Here is a 15750-nt window from a genome sequence, read left to right on the forward strand (position 1 = left end):
CATAGGTCCAGTTCAGGGGCAACCCTTGCTCAGGGAACCTAGCGCTCCTTCACGTAGGGCGCGCCCCCGGCCCGGGGTGGAACAGCCTTGCCCACGAACCCTGCCAAGATCACCACCGTCAGAATGTAGGGCAATGCATCCAGAAGCTGGATCTGCACATTGAACCCGACCAGTGATTTAATCACATCGGGCCTAAGCGAGATCGCCTGCAAGAACCCGAATAACAGTGTCGCGTAGAGCGCGTACCATGGCCGCCATTTGGCAAAGATCAACGCGGCCAGCGCGATGAAGCCGCGGCCCGCACTCATGTCTTTCACAAACCCCGCTTGCAAGCCCGTCGCAAGGTAGGCTCCTGCAATCCCGCACAGGACGCCGCAAATGGCCACCGCTGCGAACCGGAGTCCAACTACCGAAACACCTGCTGTATCGACGGCGGCTGGATTTTCGCCAACCGCACGCAATCGCAGACCGAACCGGGTTCGAAACAAGATGTACCACGTCAGTGGCACACAGAGGAGGGCGACATAAACAGGGATCGTATGCCCAGAGATTAATTCAGCATAGAGCGGACCGATGATCGGAACACCCGAAAGCGCCTCTGCGAACGGCAATGTTATGGGCTCGAACCGACCGCCCCCGATCAGGGAGGGTGTCCGACCGCCAAGACCAAACCAGCTTTGGCCGATCAAGACGGTCAGCCCGGCTGCAAGGAAGTTGATCGCTACACCTGAAATCAACTGGTTGCCGCGAAACGTAATCGACGCAACGCCATGCAATCCGGACAGGGCAAGAGACGCCCCGATCCCGGCCAAAAGACCAACCCATACGGACCCTGTTGCGGCCGCGGTTGCCGCTGAAAAGAACGCCGCCGCCAGCATTTTGCCTTCCAGACCGATGTCAAAGATCCCGGCACGCTCCGAGAAAAGCCCGGCCAGGCAGGCAAGCAGCAGCGGCGTTGACAGTCGGAGTGTGGAATCGAGGATTTGCAGAACTGTGAGAAAATCCATTATTCCGCTGGCCCCCGTGTCGGTTGCGGTTTTCTGCGTCGCAGGGCCAAAAACATGCGTTCGACCGGTGTTCGGACCATACCATCAAGCGCACCTGTGAAGAGGATCACCAAGGCTTGTATGACGACCACCAAGTCGCGTGGGATTGACGTCCAGAGCGCAAGCTCGGCACCGCCTTGGTAGAGGAACCCGAACAGCAGTGCTGCGATCAGAACGCCGAACGGGTGTGATCGACCCATAAGCGCCACGGCGATGCCGATGAAGCCCGCCCCCTCGACCGAGTTCAGAACCAGGCGTTCGGCTTCCCCCATGACATTGTTGATCGCCATAAGACCTGCAAGCGCACCCGAGATCATCATGGTGATCATGATGATCCAGACCGGGCTGATGCCTGCGTAGATCGCGGCCGGTTCAGATTTTCCAAGCGCGCGGATCTGATAGCCCAACCTGGTGCGCCAGATTAGAAAGTAGACCGCAACGCAGGCCAGAAGGGCAATGATCAGCGTGATGTTTGCCGGGGTGCGGGCGGCGAACGGGATGCCGAAAATCTCAAGAAAATCGGTCAGCGTCGGTAGATGCGTGGCCTCGGGAAACTTCGCAGTTGCCGGGTCCATCGATCCGGCAGGACGCAGCATGTTGACCAGCACGTAGTTTAGAAGGCTTGCGGCAATGAAGTTGAACATAATCGTGGTGATTACGATATGGCTGCCACGCTTGGCCTGAAGATAGGCCGGAATGGCGGCCCAAAGCGCGCCGAAGAGGCCCGCACCAACGGTCGCCGCGATCAAGGCGATGGTCCAATGGGGCCACGGGACCATCAGACACACCAGCGCCACGCCAAGTCCACCCAGCGCCGCCTGTCCCTCTCCGCCGATGTTGAAGAGCGAGGCGTGAAACGCCACAGCAACGGCCAGACCCGTGAAAATGAAGTTGGTGGCGTAGTAAAGCGTGAAACCCCAGCCGTAGGTTGAGCCCAACGCACCGTCGACCATCAACTTTAGCGCTTCGATCGGGTCCTCTCCGATTGCGAGGATCACAAGGCCCGAGATCAGGAACGCCAACAGAAGATTAATCAGAGGGATCAGGACGATATCGGCCCAGCGAGGCATCCTGTCCATCAGTGTACCTCCCCATGGGCACGCGCCAGATTGGCTTCGATCTCTTCGACACTGTGATCGTGCGTCGTGTCGGTAATCCCGGCCATCAGAAGGCCCAGTTCTTTCTCATCGGTTTCGGAAGGCAGGCGTTCACCCATGATCTGACCGTCGAAGATCACGGCGATCCGGTCGGACAATGACATGATTTCGTCCAGTTCGACAGACACCAAAAGGATGGCTTTACCTTCATCGCGAAGCTCGACAATCCTTTGGTGGATAAACTCAATGGCACCGATATCGACGCCGCGTGTGGGCTGGCCGATTAAAAGCAGATCCGGGTTTCGCTCAATCTCCCGCGCCAGCACCAGCTTCTGTTGGTTGCCGCCTGAGAAACTTTTCGCGGGCAGATTGGCGTTGGCGGGCCGAACGTCGAAGCGCTCTATCTTGCCTTCGGTATCCTCGCGAATTGCGGCATTGTTCATCAGAAGTCCGCTCTGATAGGCAGGGTCGTCGTGATAACCGAAGGCCACATTTTCCCATGCCTTGAAATCCATGATCAACCCGGCGCGTTGCCGGTCTTCGGGTACGTGCGCGATCCCGCGCGCCCGACGGGTCCGCGCGTCTGACTGACTGCCTGTCAGATCAATTTCCTGACCGTTCACACGGATGGTTCCGGTTCCGGTCTGGACCCCTCCCAAAACTTCAAGCAGTTCCGACTGGCCGTTTCCCGCAACGCCGGCCACACCAAGGATTTCGCCGGCCTTTACGACCAGAGATACGCCCTTGACCCGCTCGACACCTTTGTCATCGACCACGCGAAGGTCCTCGACCTCCAATACATTTGCCCCCGGCGTGGCTGGCTTTTTGTCCACCCGCAACAGAACTTTGCGTCCGACCATCAACTCAGCCAGCTCCGCCGGTGAAGTCTCGGACGTCTTCACCGTGGCGGTCATCTCGCCCCGGCGCATCACGCTGACCGTATCGGTTATATCCATGATCTCGCGCAGCTTGTGGGTGATCAGAATTATGGTTTTGCCTTCGCGTTTGAGGCCTTCCAATATACGGAACAGGTGATCGGCCTCTGCGGGTGTAAGAACCCCTGTCGGCTCATCTAGGATCAGAATATCTGCGCGACGGTAAAGCGCCTTCAGGATCTCGACCCGCTGCTGCATCCCCACGCCAATGTTTTCAATCAGCGCGTCTGGATCGACATTCAATTCGTATTCGGCTGCAAGCTGGGTCAGCTCTTTGCGCGCCTTTGATAAGGACGGTCCCAACCGCGCACCATCTTCTGCACCAAGAATGATGTTTTCGAGAACCGTGAAGTTTTCGACAAGCTTGAAATGCTGGAAAACCATGCCGATGCCCGCCGCAATCGCGGCCTGACTGTCCGGGATGTCGGTCTTTCTGCCAGCAATGAACACTTCGCCCGCATCGGCTTTGTAAAAGCCATAGAGGATCGACATCAAAGTGGATTTGCCCGCACCATTCTCGCCGATGATTCCATGGATCGTACCAGGCATCACCCGAATGGAGATATCCTTGTTCGCCTGAACTGCACCAAAGGCTTTCGAGATACCCTTGAGCTCAATAGCAGGAGCGGCCCCGTCAGGCCGCCCCTCTGTCGTATCACTCATTTAGAAAGACAGCGCAGGGCAGCTTTCGTCAGACATATAGTCGTGAACTTCGATGTTACCCGCGATAATCTCGGCCTTCACGCCTTCGACGGCCGCTTGCATCTCTTCGCTGACCAATTCCGCGTTGTTCTCGTCCATCGCATAGCCGACGCCATCGTTGGACAGCCCAAGAACTTGTACGCCGCCAGCCAATTCGTCGGCCGAGAACGCTTCGTAGACGGCAACATCAACGCGCTTCATCATCGATGTCAGGACGGACCCCGGGTGCAGGCCATTCTGGTTGCTGTCGACCCCGACGGACAGTTTACCCTCATCAGCCGCAGCCTGAAGGACGCCAACGCCTGTTCCGCCCGCCGCCGCATATACTACGTCAGCGCCTTGGCTGATCTGTGCTTTGGTCAACTCAGCGCCCTTGACCGGATCGTTCCATGCAGCCGGTGTTGTACCGGTCATATTGGCGATGACGGTCGTGTCGGGGTTCGCGGCCTTGGCGCCTTGAGCGTACCCGCAAGCAAACCGGCGGATCAGCGGGATATCCATGCCGCCGATGAAACCAACGGTGTTGTTCTGCGAGGCCTGGGCCGCCATGTAGCCGACAAGGTAAGAGCCTTCATGCTCTTTGAAGACAATTGATGTGACGTTCGGCTGTTCGACAACCGCGTCTACGATCACGAAATCGGTTTCAGGATAGTCACCCGCAACCTCTGCAAGAACGGATCCAAAGGCGAAACCAGTCATAACAACGGGGTTGGACCCTGTTTCGGCCAGACGGCGCAGGGCCTGTTCGCGCTGCGCTTCGGACTGCATTTCGATTTCTTTGTAGCTTCCGCCGGTTTCCTGCGCCCATTGTTGCGCGCCATTGAAGGCTGCCTCGTTGAAGGACTTGTCAAATTTGCCGCCCAGATCGAAGATGATCGCAGGGTCTGCAAGCGCTACGCCGGTGCCAAGCGCAAGCGTCGCCGCCGCACCGAGAAAGTGTTTCATGAGGCTCATAGTGGTCTCCCAGATGTTTGATTCAGCCAGTTCATGGCCCGGGGCCGTCCCCCCGGTATTTTTGTCCGCTTCATGCGTGACTTACCGGCCAATTAGGGCCAAGCGCGTCGGGAGGGTCAACCGATTCTTCTGACGGGGATGGTTTCGGCGCGGGTTACCGTGCGTCCGCTGGGCCAGATGCTGAAACACTGCGCGTCATGAGGACAGCGTCGACCGAGGTTCCGTCCGGCTGCATGTAGTAGCCGGTACGACGATTGATTTCTGTAAAGCCCGCTGATTTATATAGATTTATCGCGATGGCGTTGTCGGACGCCACCTCCAGAAAGGCATCTGCGGCCCCCTCGTCCAGAGCGGTGTCAAGAAACCCTTCGATCAGCTTTCGACCTATACCGTGACCCCGGCGGTCGGGGTGAACGGCGACAGTCAAAAGTTCTGCCTCATCCGCGATCAGCCGTCCCAGAAGAAACCCATCTGGTGCTGTCAGCAGAAAGACCCCCCTCGATCCAAGCATGTCCGAAAACTCGGTCACAGACCAAGGGCGAGGGGAGGTGAAGCAGATTTTGTGAAGCGCTGCTAGTTTTGCAGGGGTCATGCCAAGATCTTGGGGCCAGGGTCTTTAGGGGGCGCCGCGTCTGCGGGTCGGATGTAGAGCGGGGTGGGCGGCGGCAGGTTCTTATCCTGATACCGCGTTAATGCAATCCGGCCCAAAGCCTCGGCCAGAGGTCGCCTTGGTGATTGCACTTTGGCGTTCAGCAGTGCTGCGATCTCGTCTGTGCGGTCACCGACCACACTCAGTCCGGGCGTCATAAAAGTCTGGCGAAGGTCATGCATCGCGATCAGACGTGGTGGTGCGTCATCGTACTGAGCGTAGAGCTTGTCTTGACGCGCATCAATACATGCGAGCGCGGGGCCAACCAGTCCAAACCTCAGGGCGTCCAGCCGCGAGACACCAACGACAGGAACGCCCAAGGCAAGCCCCAACCCCCGCGCGGCGCTGACCGAGATACGGATGCCGGTGAAATTTCCCGGCCCGATACCAACGCCGATCGCGGCCAAGTCCTGCCATTGGGTCCCGTTTTCTGCCAAAAGGTCCTCAAGACGCGGCATAAGCTGCTCGACCTGGCCTTTCGGCATGTCGATCTCAAACTGGGACAACACCGTTTCGCCACGCAGCAAAGCGGCCGCACAATGGGCGGCCGCAGTGTCGAAACTGAGAAGTAGAGGCTCTTGCGTCACGCAGCCACGGGGCGCACTTCGACCACCTCGGGAATGTAGTGCCGCAACAGGTTTTCGATGCCCATTTTCAGTGTCAGGGTAGAGGATGGGCAGCCCGCACAGGCGCCTTGCATGTGAAGGTAGACAATTCCGCGCTCAAATCCGTGGAACGTGATGTCGCCCCCATCTTGCGCCACGGCAGGCCGGACGCGAGTGTCCAGCAATTCTTTTATCTGGCCGACAATCTCACCGTTTTCGCCCGTATGCTCCGCGTGGCCAGACGCCGGCGTTGCATCGCCTGCCATCACTGGTTGACCGGATTGGAAGTGTTCCATGACGGCCCCGAGTATCGCGGGTTTGATATGATCCCACTCGACACCATCCGCCTTGGTCACCGTGACAAAGTCATTGCCAAGAAAGACGCCTGCGACCCCCTCGACCGCAAAGATCCGCGTGGCCAAGGGCGATGCGCCCGCAGTGTCGGCTGATGGAAAATCCGCTGTTCCCGCTTCCAGCACAGATTGGCCCGGAAGGAACTTCAAAGTGGCCGGGTTTGGGGTCGACTCGGTCTGGATGAACATGGCTTCAATCCTTTATCATTTGACTCAAGATATGCGCTTTCTGCACCGTCAAGTCAATAGTTTGGAACCATTCTAAACTGTACTTTTGAACTACGAAACAGCCTCTAGCTGCTCTTTCGTTAATTCGCCGGGTACAATGGTGATCGGCATCGGAAGGCTGCCGGAACTGCGCGAAAGCTCTGTCACCAAAGGACCGGGGCCGCCACTGTCCGTGCCCGCCCCAAGAACAAGGACTCCGACATCCGGGTCTTCGCGCACTTGTGCAAGAATTTGCGGCACCGGTTCGCCCTCGCGGATCACCAGTTCAGGATCAATGCCCTGCTTGTCGCGCATCCACTTTGCAAAGACTTCGAAATGAGCTTCGATCCGTTCGCGCGCTTCCTGTCGCATGATATCGCCCACACCAATCCAATGATTAAATTCGTCGGGCGGTATAACGGCCAGTATCTCAACGCCGCCGCCGGTACGCGCGGCCCGCATCGCCGCGAACCGCATCGCGTTGAGACATTCGCGGCTGTCATCCAGCACAACCAAAAATTTCCGCATGAGTGCACGCCTCCCGACGCGGGATCATGGTCCAAGCAGGCGATCCGCGCAACACTGCATTTCCTGACCAAGATCTAGCGGGACAAGGCCCAGTCCCAGTACATTTCGCGAATGCGTTTGGTCAGGGGGCCACTCTGGTAATGAGTCCCGTCGAATTCCTTCACCGGGGTAACTTTCATCATGTTCCCGCTGAGAAACACTTCATCCGCGTCGTGGAAATCTGCAAAGCTCAGCACTTTTTCATGCACGGCGACGCCGTCCTTTCGCAGATTGTCCATATGGCGCGCGCGGGTGATACCGGACAGAAACGTTCCGTTTGGGATGGGCGTGAACACCTCCCCGTCTTTCACCATGAACACATTCGCTGTTGCGGTTTCAGCGACGTTGCCGAGAGCGTCGGCCACAAGCGCGTTGCCGTATCCCTTGGCTCGCGCTTCGGCCAACATGCGCGCATTATTCGGGTAAAGACAGCCCGCCTTGGCATTCACAACACTGCTCTCCAGCACTGGGCGGCAGAATTGGGTGGTGGTCAGGGTGGTGGCCGCGCTGTCCGGCGCCATCGGAATTTCTTCAAGGCAAATACAAAACCCGGTGACGTTTGGCTCGGGCACGATCCCGAGATGACCGCCGTCGATCGCCCAATACATCGGTCTGATGTAGATTGCGGCGTCTGTCGGGTAAGACTTCAGACCGTCCCAGATTATATTGACCATATCGTCAGCCGTATGGGTCGGTGTGATCATCAGCGCTGCGGCTGATTTGTTGATCCTAGTGCAGTGGGCCTTTAGGTCGGGGGCTACGCCGTCAAAATACCGCGCCCCGTCGAAAACAGTGGTTCCAAGCCATGATCCATGATCGGCCGCGCGCATGATGGCGACGTCCCCATCGTGCCATGCACCCTCGAAATAGGTCTTGATATGTGTCCCGGTTGCCATCTGGTCCTCCCACGGGTGAACCTATGCATTGGTAGGTCAGCGGTCCAGACACATTTGCTGTCGCATTGACTTGGAGCTTAAAACGCCTCCGACCTGGGACTGGTCGGAGGCGTTCATAAAGTGGTGCGGGTCGTGGATGGGCAACCTGCCGTCCCGCACACCAGACGGCTTGGTCTCAAACTGCGGGGACAGCGAAAAGACGGACAAGCCAGTTAGAACCGTGCTTGCCTCGGAAGACGTCAGAGATCAGGCGCCGCTTCTATGAACGGCTAACTAAACTTACTCTGAATCCGAAGTGAGACGGGCGCATATCAGTTTTGTAACAACACGCCCCCAAAGGCTTACACTTATGCGCCGACCATTCCGACAATCTCATATGTCCTCTTCAGGATCGGTGCCGCGACACCGCGCGCGCGCTCTGCCCCGCGGGCAAGAATTGCGTCAATCTCGTGCGTGTCCTGCATCAAACGGCTCATTTCATCGGCGATCGGGGCCAGCTTTTCGACGGCCAGATCCGCGAGCATCGGTTTGAATTCTGAAAACTGCTTGCCGCCGACATCGCTAAGGACCTGATCCACGCTTTGATCGGACAGCGCAGCGTAGATATTCACCAGGTTTGCAGCTTCGGCGCGACCTTCAAGCCCTTTTTGTTCGGACGGCAAGGCGTCAGGATCGGTGCGGGCCTTGCGTATCTTCTGGGCGATCATGTCGGCGTCATCGGTCATATTGATCCGGCTCATGTCAGATGGGTCGGATTTTGACATCTTTTTTGAGCCGTCGCGGAAGCTCATCACGCGGGTCGCGGGACCCTGAATGACCGGCTCAGTGATCGGGAAGAACTCAACGCCAAAATCGTGGTTGAACTTGGCCGCCACGTCACGGGTCAGCTCAAGGTGCTGTTTTTGATCGTCGCCCACAGGAACGTGGGTTGCGTGATAAAGCAGAATATCCGCGGCCATCAGCGCCGGATAGGAAAACAGCCCGACTGACGCATTTTCGCGGTTCTTACCCGCCTTGTCCTTGAATTGGGTCATCCGGTTCATCCAGCCCATGCGCGCCACGCAGTTGAAGATCCAGCCCAGTTGCGTGTGCTCAGGCACTTGGCTTTGGTTGAACAGAATGGATTTCTCGGGGTCGATGCCGGAGGCAATGAAGAATGCGCAAAGCTCTCGCGTGTTATGCGCCAGTTTCTTTGGCTCCTGCGGGACGGTGATCGCATGCAGATCAACCATACAGTAGATCGTCTCATAATCCTCGGCCTGCATCTCGACGAAGCGCTTCACAGCCCCCAGATAATTGCCAAGGGTCAGGCCGCCGGACGGTTGGATCCCGGAAAACACCCGTTTGGTGAAGGTAGGTTCGGACATGAGGCCCCTCTGACGGCTGGATTTCTGAACCACCGTCGCTTACCCATGAGGAAACAAGAGGTCAACCGGAGCAGTCCAGATGTATGATCCCAACGCCAATGTCTCGCCGTTCAATGCTTTGCCGCCTGCGGTGGTTGGGCTTGCCATGATCATGGGGGCGGTCGAACTGGTCCTGCAGATAGGGGCTCTTGGTTTCGCGGGCGCCGGTGGCATTGGGTGGCGCATTGCCGCCATTCAGGACTACGCCTTCTTGGGACCGGTCTGGACGCAGATGTTGGAGCTGGGCCTGTTCCCACCAGAGCACATGATGCGCTTTGTCACCTTTCCCTTTATCCACGGCAGCCTTTTGCACGCGGCCTTCGGTGTAGTGATCGTGCTGGCGATTGGTAAGTCGGTCGGGGAGGTCTTCTCCTCTTGGTCCTTCCTTGCTGTGTTCTTCCTATCCTCGATCTTTGGCGCACTTGTGTACGCCGCGCTGACGGATACCAACGCGGCTCTGTTCGGCGCGTATCCCGGCGGCTACGGTCTTATCGGCGCGTTCACCTTCCTGCTGTGGACCAGATTGGCAGCCGTGGGTGAAAACACCATGCGGGCGTTCACGCTGATCGGGTTTCTTCTGGGCATCCAGTTGGTGTTCGGGGTGCTGTTCGGATCCGGTTTGGACTGGATCGCGGATGTCGCAGGGTTTGCTGCTGGCTTTGGCCTGTCGTTTCTCGTCAGTCCGGGTGGTTGGGCGCGAGTCCTGTCAAAGCTGCGACAGCGCTAGCGACGAAGAGCGGTCTTGAAGTCCCTGATCCGGAAAGCGCCGATCAACTGTCCTGCAAGCCCGTAGGTCGCGATCCCGGCCGTGACCAGAACGGCAAGTGCAAGATAGCGCAGCGTCGCAATCCCGAAGAACGGCAACAGCAGCAGATACACAGCGTTTAGTGCGACGCCCATGATCACGGACGCGATGACTATACGCGGAACCCTGCGCTTAAAACGGTCGTCAAACTGCGCCGCTTCGCCGAAGCGGGATGCAAACCGCCAGAGCAACCATGCCATAACCCAGCCCGCAATCGTCGTTCCCAACGCGGCGGCCACATACCCGAAAATACTGGCCAGCCCGATCGCGAGGACAGCATTGACCACCATCGCCACCAGCGCGAAGTAAAACGGACGCCGCGTGTCTTCGCGGGCAAAGTAAAGCGGTTGGATCACTTTTTGTAGAACAAACGCCGGAAGGCCTGCACCGTATATGGCCACGGCAATCGCAGTTGCAGCCGTGTCATCGGCGTCAAAGGCTCCACGCTCAAACAGTACCGATACAAGGGGCGTGGGGATAACCATCAAGGCCACGGCGGACGGAATGGTCAGCGCAAGAGCGACTTCGCCCGCGCGGTTGAACGCCTCCCGCCCGCCTGCGGTGTCCTCGGCCTGCAACTTGCGCGACAGGTCCGGCAGCAGAACAACGCCGATGGCAATCGCGACGACCCCAAGTGGCAGTTGATAGAGCCTGTCAGCGTAATTGAGCCATGCAATTGCGCCATCGAAATAGCTGGCGACCTGTCGGCCCACGAGAAGGTTGACTTGAACCACACCGCCGGCCAAGGCGGCAGGGGCTGCGATAATGGCCAATCGCTTCAATTCGGGGGTGAAAGTCGGTCGCTTTGGGATCAGCGGATATCCCGCCCGGGCTGCAGCGATCCACACAAGCGCCATCTGCGCGACACCGGCTACGGGCACCGTCCAAGCCAGTGTCAAACCAATGTCCCAGCCGAGACTCCAGGCCGCTGACAAAGCCGTAATCAACAGAATATTCAAAAGTACTGGTGCTGCCGCGGCTGCAACAAATCGACCGGTTGCGTTCAAGACGCCGGACAAAAGGGCGGCCAGTGAAATGAACAGGATGTAGGGAAAAGCGATACGTCCGAACAGAACTGCCAAGTCAAACCGCTGATCTTCGGCAAAGCCCGACGCCATCAAAAGCACGAGCCCCGGCATAAACACCTGAGCGACGAGGGTGAAGGCAATCAAAAGCGTTCCGAGCCCCGTAAATGCGTCGCGGGCAAACCCATGGGCGTCGGTCTCTTTCTCGACCTTTTTCGAGAACATCGGGACGAACGCCATGTTGAATGCCCCTTCTGCAAAGAAGCGGCGGAACATGTTGGGTAGTGAAAAGGCAATCAGAAACGCTTCGGCCACTGGGCCAGAGCCTAAAAACCCGGCGATCAGGATGTCCCTGACAAACCCAAGGATTCGGCTGAGAAGGGTCCACACACCGACAGTTGCAAACCCGCGCAACAGACGGATGGGTTGCGTCACGTGTGCGCCCTTTCGAAGCCTTCTGCGATAGCCTCGCGCAGTTTCTTCTCGATAGCGTTTTGTTTGGGAGTGGAGTGGAACTTCAGGCCAAACATGTCTTTGACGTAGAACGTATCGACCACCTGTTCGCCGTAGGTGGCGATAACCGCTGACGCAATGTAGATGTTCGCGTTGGCCAGTGTCCGTGTCAGGTCAAATAGAAGACCGGGGCGATCACGGGTGTCGACTTCGATGATCGTATAGATTTCCGAGCCGTCATTGTCGAAGGTGATCGAAGTTGGCACGCGGAATGCGCTTTCCCGTTTCTTGATCTTGTCTTTCGGGGCCAGTGCCTCGCGCGCGACCACTTCGCCCGCCAGCGTCTTTTCGATCATGGTCTTCAGGCGCGGCAGCCGTCTGGCCTCATAGGGGCTTTCTTCGATGTCTTGGATCCAGAACGCGGCCGTGACGTAGCCGTCCTTCGTGGTATAACTGCGTGCGTCGACGATGTTGGCGCCGACCAGAGCAAGTGCGCCGCAAATCCGGCTGAAGATGCCCGGGTGATCCGCCATGGTGAAGCAAGCGCGCGTAGCGTCGCGATCATCATCAGGGGTCAGTTCGATCTGTATTTCGTCGTCAGAGATGTCCTTCAGAAGGTTCGCAAAATCGACATGTGCCGTGACATGCAGACCTTGCCAATAGGCGGGATAATGACGCGCGACCTCCTGGCGAAGATCTTTGGTGGACCAGTCTGGCAACGCTTCCCGCAGCTTGCGTTTCGCTTCGGTGCCCCGTTCTTCGCGATTGATCGCCTCCATTCCTTCACGCAGAGCGCGTTTGGTCTGGCGATAGAGCGCACGGATCAGCGCGGCCTTCCAGTTGTTCCAGACATTTGGACCAACGCCCCGAATATCACACACGGTCAGGACGGTCAGCAGGTCCAACCGCTCCACGGTTTTGACCGCTTTGGCAAAGTCGCGCACCGTGCGCGGGTCTGCAATATCGCGTTTCTGCGCCATATCAGACATGAGCAGGTGGTAGCGCACCAACCACTCGACCGTGTCCCGTTCCTTTTTCGTCAGACCAAGCCGTGGCGCGATCTTGCGTGCGAGCTTCGCACCGAGGATCGAGTGGTCCTCGTCTCGTCCCTTACCGATATCGTGGAGCAGCAGGGCAACGTACAGAACCTTTCGGTTTACACCTTCCTTCAGAATGCCGGAGGCGATGGGCAGCTCCTCGACCAACTCGCCGCGCTCGATCTGCGCCAGATGGGAGATGCACTGAATGATGTGCTCATCCACTGTGTAGGCGTGATACATGTTGAACTGCATCATCGCGACAACGGTCTGAAAGTCTGGAATGAACGCCCCAAGCACGCCGATCTCGTTCATCCGGCGCAGCGCGCGCTCCGGATTGCCGTGTTTCAGCAGGGTGTTCAGAAAAATGCGTGCGGCATCCTTATCGCCCTCAAGCTGGCGCACCAGATCGAGGTTGGCCGAAATGAGCCGCATCAGGTTGGGATGCAGCAGGTTGCCTGATCTCAGCGCCTCCTGAAAGGCACGCAGTATGTTGAGCGGATCGTCAAAAATTGCCGACGGCTCTGGAATATCAAGCCGCCCGTTTTTTAACACAAAACCGTCGCGGATCCGAAAATTGCGCGTGCGACGCAACAACCCGATGAGCGCGGGTTCGGTTTTGACATGTTGTTCTTCGAGGTCGGTCAGCAGGATGCGCGTCAACTCGCCAACACGGGTGGCGTGCCGAAAATAGGACTGCATGAAATGCTCGACCGCGCGCCGTCCGCCGCCATCTGAAAAACCCATCCGCTGGGCGACATCCGCCTGCATGTCGAAGGTCAGTTGTTCCATAGCACGGCCTGCAGCCAGATGCATGTGACCCCGCACGGCCCAAAGAAATGCCTCTGCCGTCGTGAAATTCTCGAACTCGTCCTGCGTAAAGACGCCAAGATCAACAAGCATGCTGACGTCTTTGACCCGACGGACGTATTTAGCAATCCAGTAGAGAGACTGCAGGTCCCGCAGACCGCCTTTGCCCTCTTTTACGTTCGGCTCCACGATATAGCGTTGCCCGCCATGCTTCTTCAGACGGGTCTCACGTTCGCTCAGCTTGGCTTCAACGAACTCAGCTTCGGTCCCCTTGAACAAATCCCGCCAGAGACGCTGGTCAAGTTCTGCGGCCAACACGGTGTCGCCGTCCAGAAACCGATGTTCAAGCAACGCTGTGCGGATGGTGAAATCCTCTTTCCCCAACCTAAGGCAGTCTTTCACTGTCCTGCTGGCGTGGCCAACCTTCAGTTTCAAGTCCCACAGAATGTAGAGCATCGACTCGATGACACTCTCGGTCCAGGCGGTGATCTTGTAAGGGGTTAGAAACAGCAGATCGACGTCAGAAAAGGGCGCCATCTCGCCCCGGCCGTAGCCGCCGACGGCGATCAGCGACATGCGTTCTGCCTCAGTGGGATTGGGCAGGGGATGCAGAACCTCGCGTGCCACGAAGAACGCCTCGCGCACGAGGCAATCCGTGAGGTAGCTGTAGGACCGCGTCATTTGCCCGGCAGCCCTTGGGGCTTCTGCAAATGCCTCGGCGATCTTCATGCGGCCCGCCTTGTTGACCTCGTTCAGAACGGCGACCGTCGCTGCACGGCGGCCTTTGTCGGTGTCGGTCGCCCCAAGCGCCTTCAAGACGGTACTGCGCAGATCACTGCGATCCACAATATCAGTTGCCGGACAAATCAGGTCGTCCGGCACAGTCTCATGTGGAAAGGCAGTGTCGTCGTCAGGAGCCGCCGCGGCTGAATGATTTTGGAGCGGGGTCAATGATACGAACCTGACTGTTGTTGACCTCAGCGACTGCAAGGGCGCGTTCGGCTGTGCCATCTGCTTTCAGCCGGAATACTCCGTTCACGCCGACAAAACCAGACGATTGGCGCAGATTTGCAGCGGTCAATGCACGTTTTTTCGCCGCAAGGGCGCCTATTGCAGCAATACCATCATAGGCCAGACCGGCCAGTGGATGCGGTGACGTACCATAGGCACTTTGATAGCGCGTGCGGAAGCGCGCTGTCAGCGTTGGATCGGGAAGGGCGAACCAACCACCTTGCAAACCAGGCAGGCTAAGGGTTTGAGGGGGAACGTCCCAACGGGTCAGACCCATGTACTGGATGTTGGCCGGGTTGACCCCGCGATCCGGCAAAAGTTCTGCGAGAACGGGCAGGGCGCCCACGCTGTCGGATGTCAGCATAATCGCATTCGCGCCTGTGGTCGTGACAGTCTGTGCGACCCGCGGGGCAGCTGCAGTGATGCCTTCATTGGTGAAGCGGAAGCTGCTGTTCGACACGATCTGCACGCCGGTTCTGGACGCCGCCCGTGTGATGGAGTTCCGGGCGATCTGCCCAACGGGCGTTTCCGGGTGCACCACGACAACGCGGTTGCGGCCCTGCCGCCCTGCATAGCCCATCAACCGGGTTGCGATGTTTTCAAAAGTGTTGCCGAGCACGAAAAGATTGCCGCCCGCGATGGACGCATTGTTAGAAAAGGCTAGCACGTTGATACCGTCGTCAGAGGCGGCGACCGCCGCCGCGTTGGCCGCGTCCGATCTCAGTGGTCCAACGATAATATCCGCGCCTGCCGCGATCGCCCGATCTGCAAGCTGACCCGCTGTGGCCGCTTGACCACCGGTGCGGTAGACCGTGATATTGACTGCGCCGTCGGCCAGATCATTCGCCGCCAGACGCGCTGCGTTTTCAAGTGCGCGTGCCAGACCGTCATCGCCCGGCGTCGGTGATCCGTAAGGCACCAGCAACGCAACATTAACCGCATTGCCAAGCGCTTTGGGCGGACTGGCCGTCTGCTGTCCAACGTCGACATCGCAAGCCGTCAGTGCCATAAGCGCTACGGCTGACAGGCAGACCCGCGTATAGGATTTCGCGCGGGCTTGGATACCCTGCAAAAAGGAAACCATCGTGAAACTCCTCCGTCCCAGTATGCGGCCTGGTATCGACCTGCCGCTTGGTGTTTGGCCGCACGTTAGGCGCTCGGTTGAGGCAAGTAAATGAGCAGAAGGATCCTG

General features: G+C 58.2%; 14 protein-coding genes. 1 reads left to right on the forward strand and 13 read right to left on the reverse strand.

Annotated elements, in window-relative coordinates; genetic code table 11:
* Positions 1 to 38: 38 nt before the first annotated feature.
* The 10 genes from KIN_RS01820 to trpS all read right to left on the reverse strand — a co-directional run bounded on the left by KIN_RS01820 (position 39) and on the right by trpS (position 9378).
* The gene (locus tag KIN_RS01820; RefSeq protein ID WP_159804247.1) at positions 39 to 1007 is read right to left on the reverse strand and encodes an ABC transporter permease; all 969 of its coding nucleotides are present in this window, start codon (positions 1005 to 1007) and stop codon (positions 39 to 41) included.
* Positions 1007 to 2125, reverse strand: a complete 1119-nt coding sequence (locus KIN_RS01825; protein ID WP_159804248.1) for an ABC transporter permease — start codon at positions 2123 to 2125, stop codon at positions 1007 to 1009. The genes KIN_RS01820 and KIN_RS01825 overlap by 1 nt, the downstream gene beginning before the upstream one ends.
* Complete coding sequence (locus tag KIN_RS01830) at positions 2125 to 3741, reverse strand: ABC transporter ATP-binding protein (protein WP_159804249.1); 1617 nt, start codon at positions 3739 to 3741, stop codon at positions 2125 to 2127. The genes KIN_RS01825 and KIN_RS01830 overlap by 1 nt, the downstream gene beginning before the upstream one ends.
* Entirely contained in the window at positions 3742 to 4734 is a 993-nt protein-coding gene (locus tag KIN_RS01835) for a BMP family lipoprotein (protein WP_159804250.1), read from the reverse strand.
* 154 nt (positions 4735 to 4888) lie between these two features.
* Entirely contained in the window at positions 4889 to 5326 is a 438-nt protein-coding gene (locus tag KIN_RS01840; protein ID WP_159804251.1) for a GNAT family N-acetyltransferase, read from the reverse strand.
* Positions 5323 to 5970: a tRNA (adenosine(37)-N6)-threonylcarbamoyltransferase complex dimerization subunit type 1 TsaB gene (gene tsaB / locus KIN_RS01845; protein WP_159804252.1), complete on the reverse strand. Its 648-nt coding sequence runs from the start codon at positions 5968 to 5970 to the stop codon at positions 5323 to 5325. Before tsaB ends, KIN_RS01840 begins: the two co-directional genes overlap by 4 nt.
* The gene (locus KIN_RS01850) at positions 5967 to 6530 is read right to left on the reverse strand and encodes a NifU family protein (protein WP_159804253.1); all 564 of its coding nucleotides are present in this window, start codon (positions 6528 to 6530) and stop codon (positions 5967 to 5969) included. The genes tsaB and KIN_RS01850 overlap by 4 nt, the downstream gene beginning before the upstream one ends.
* Before the next feature lie 90 nt (positions 6531 to 6620).
* Complete coding sequence (locus KIN_RS01855) at positions 6621 to 7076, reverse strand: universal stress protein (protein WP_159804254.1); 456 nt, start codon at positions 7074 to 7076, stop codon at positions 6621 to 6623.
* 74 nt (positions 7077 to 7150) lie between these two features.
* Complete coding sequence (locus tag KIN_RS01860) at positions 7151 to 8011, reverse strand: branched-chain amino acid aminotransferase (RefSeq protein WP_159804255.1); 861 nt, start codon at positions 8009 to 8011, stop codon at positions 7151 to 7153.
* 347 nt (positions 8012 to 8358) lie between these two features.
* Positions 8359 to 9378 (reverse strand): tryptophan--tRNA ligase, encoded by a 1020-nt coding sequence (gene trpS, locus KIN_RS01865; protein WP_159804256.1) that lies wholly within the window; start codon positions 9376 to 9378, stop codon positions 8359 to 8361.
* Between the two features lie 79 nt (positions 9379 to 9457).
* On the opposite strand from trpS, the gene KIN_RS01870 reads away from it, so the two are divergent.
* Complete coding sequence (locus tag KIN_RS01870) at positions 9458 to 10144, forward strand: rhomboid family intramembrane serine protease (RefSeq protein WP_159804257.1); 687 nt, start codon at positions 9458 to 9460, stop codon at positions 10142 to 10144.
* Here the strand turns inward: KIN_RS01870 and murJ are convergent.
* The 3 genes from murJ to KIN_RS01885 are packed head-to-tail and all read right to left on the reverse strand — an operon-like array spanning position 10141 to position 15642.
* Positions 10141 to 11682 carry a murein biosynthesis integral membrane protein MurJ gene (gene murJ, locus KIN_RS01875; protein ID WP_159804258.1) on the reverse strand — a complete coding sequence of 514 codons (1542 nt, stop codon included), beginning with the start codon at positions 11680 to 11682 and terminating at the stop codon, positions 10141 to 10143. The two genes, KIN_RS01870 and murJ, sit on opposite strands and share 4 nt — an antisense overlap.
* A complete protein-coding gene (locus KIN_RS01880; RefSeq protein WP_243144786.1) occupies positions 11679 to 14498 on the reverse strand; it encodes a [protein-PII] uridylyltransferase in 2820 nt (939 codons plus the stop codon). The genes murJ and KIN_RS01880 overlap by 4 nt, the downstream gene beginning before the upstream one ends.
* Complete coding sequence (locus KIN_RS01885; protein WP_159804260.1) at positions 14458 to 15642, reverse strand: penicillin-binding protein activator; 1185 nt, start codon at positions 15640 to 15642, stop codon at positions 14458 to 14460. The genes KIN_RS01880 and KIN_RS01885 overlap by 41 nt, the downstream gene beginning before the upstream one ends.
* Positions 15643 to 15750: the final 108 nt, after the last annotated feature.

Source organism: Litoreibacter roseus (assembly GCF_009811795.1).
Lineage (GTDB): Bacteria > Pseudomonadota > Alphaproteobacteria > Rhodobacterales > Rhodobacteraceae > Litoreibacter > Litoreibacter roseus.

Excerpts from the sequence above, each read along its gene's own strand:
- KIN_RS01840 (WP_159804251.1), bottom strand. The coding sequence starts at position 5,326 with ATGACCCCTGCAAAACTAGCAGCGCTTCACAAAATCTGCTTCACCTCC.
- KIN_RS01830 (WP_159804249.1), bottom strand. The coding sequence starts at position 3,741 with ATGAGTGATACGACAGAGGGGCGGCCTGACGGGGCCGCTCCTGCTATT.
- KIN_RS01835 (WP_159804250.1), bottom strand. The coding sequence starts at position 4,734 with ATGAGCCTCATGAAACACTTTCTCGGTGCGGCGGCGACGCTTGCGCTT.
- KIN_RS01860 (WP_159804255.1), bottom strand. The coding sequence starts at position 8,011 with ATGGCAACCGGGACACATATCAAGACCTATTTCGAGGGTGCATGGCAC.
- KIN_RS01870 (WP_159804257.1), top strand. The coding sequence starts at position 9,458 with ATGTATGATCCCAACGCCAATGTCTCGCCGTTCAATGCTTTGCCGCCT.
- KIN_RS01885 (WP_159804260.1), bottom strand. The coding sequence starts at position 15,642 with ATGGTTTCCTTTTTGCAGGGTATCCAAGCCCGCGCGAAATCCTATACG.
- KIN_RS01850 (WP_159804253.1), bottom strand. The coding sequence starts at position 6,530 with ATGTTCATCCAGACCGAGTCGACCCCAAACCCGGCCACTTTGAAGTTC.
- KIN_RS01855 (WP_159804254.1), bottom strand. The coding sequence starts at position 7,076 with ATGCGGAAATTTTTGGTTGTGCTGGATGACAGCCGCGAATGTCTCAAC.
- KIN_RS01825 (WP_159804248.1), bottom strand. The coding sequence starts at position 2,125 with ATGGACAGGATGCCTCGCTGGGCCGATATCGTCCTGATCCCTCTGATT.
- trpS (WP_159804256.1), bottom strand. The coding sequence starts at position 9,378 with ATGTCCGAACCTACCTTCACCAAACGGGTGTTTTCCGGGATCCAACCG.
- KIN_RS01820 (WP_159804247.1), bottom strand. The coding sequence starts at position 1,007 with ATGGATTTTCTCACAGTTCTGCAAATCCTCGATTCCACACTCCGACTG.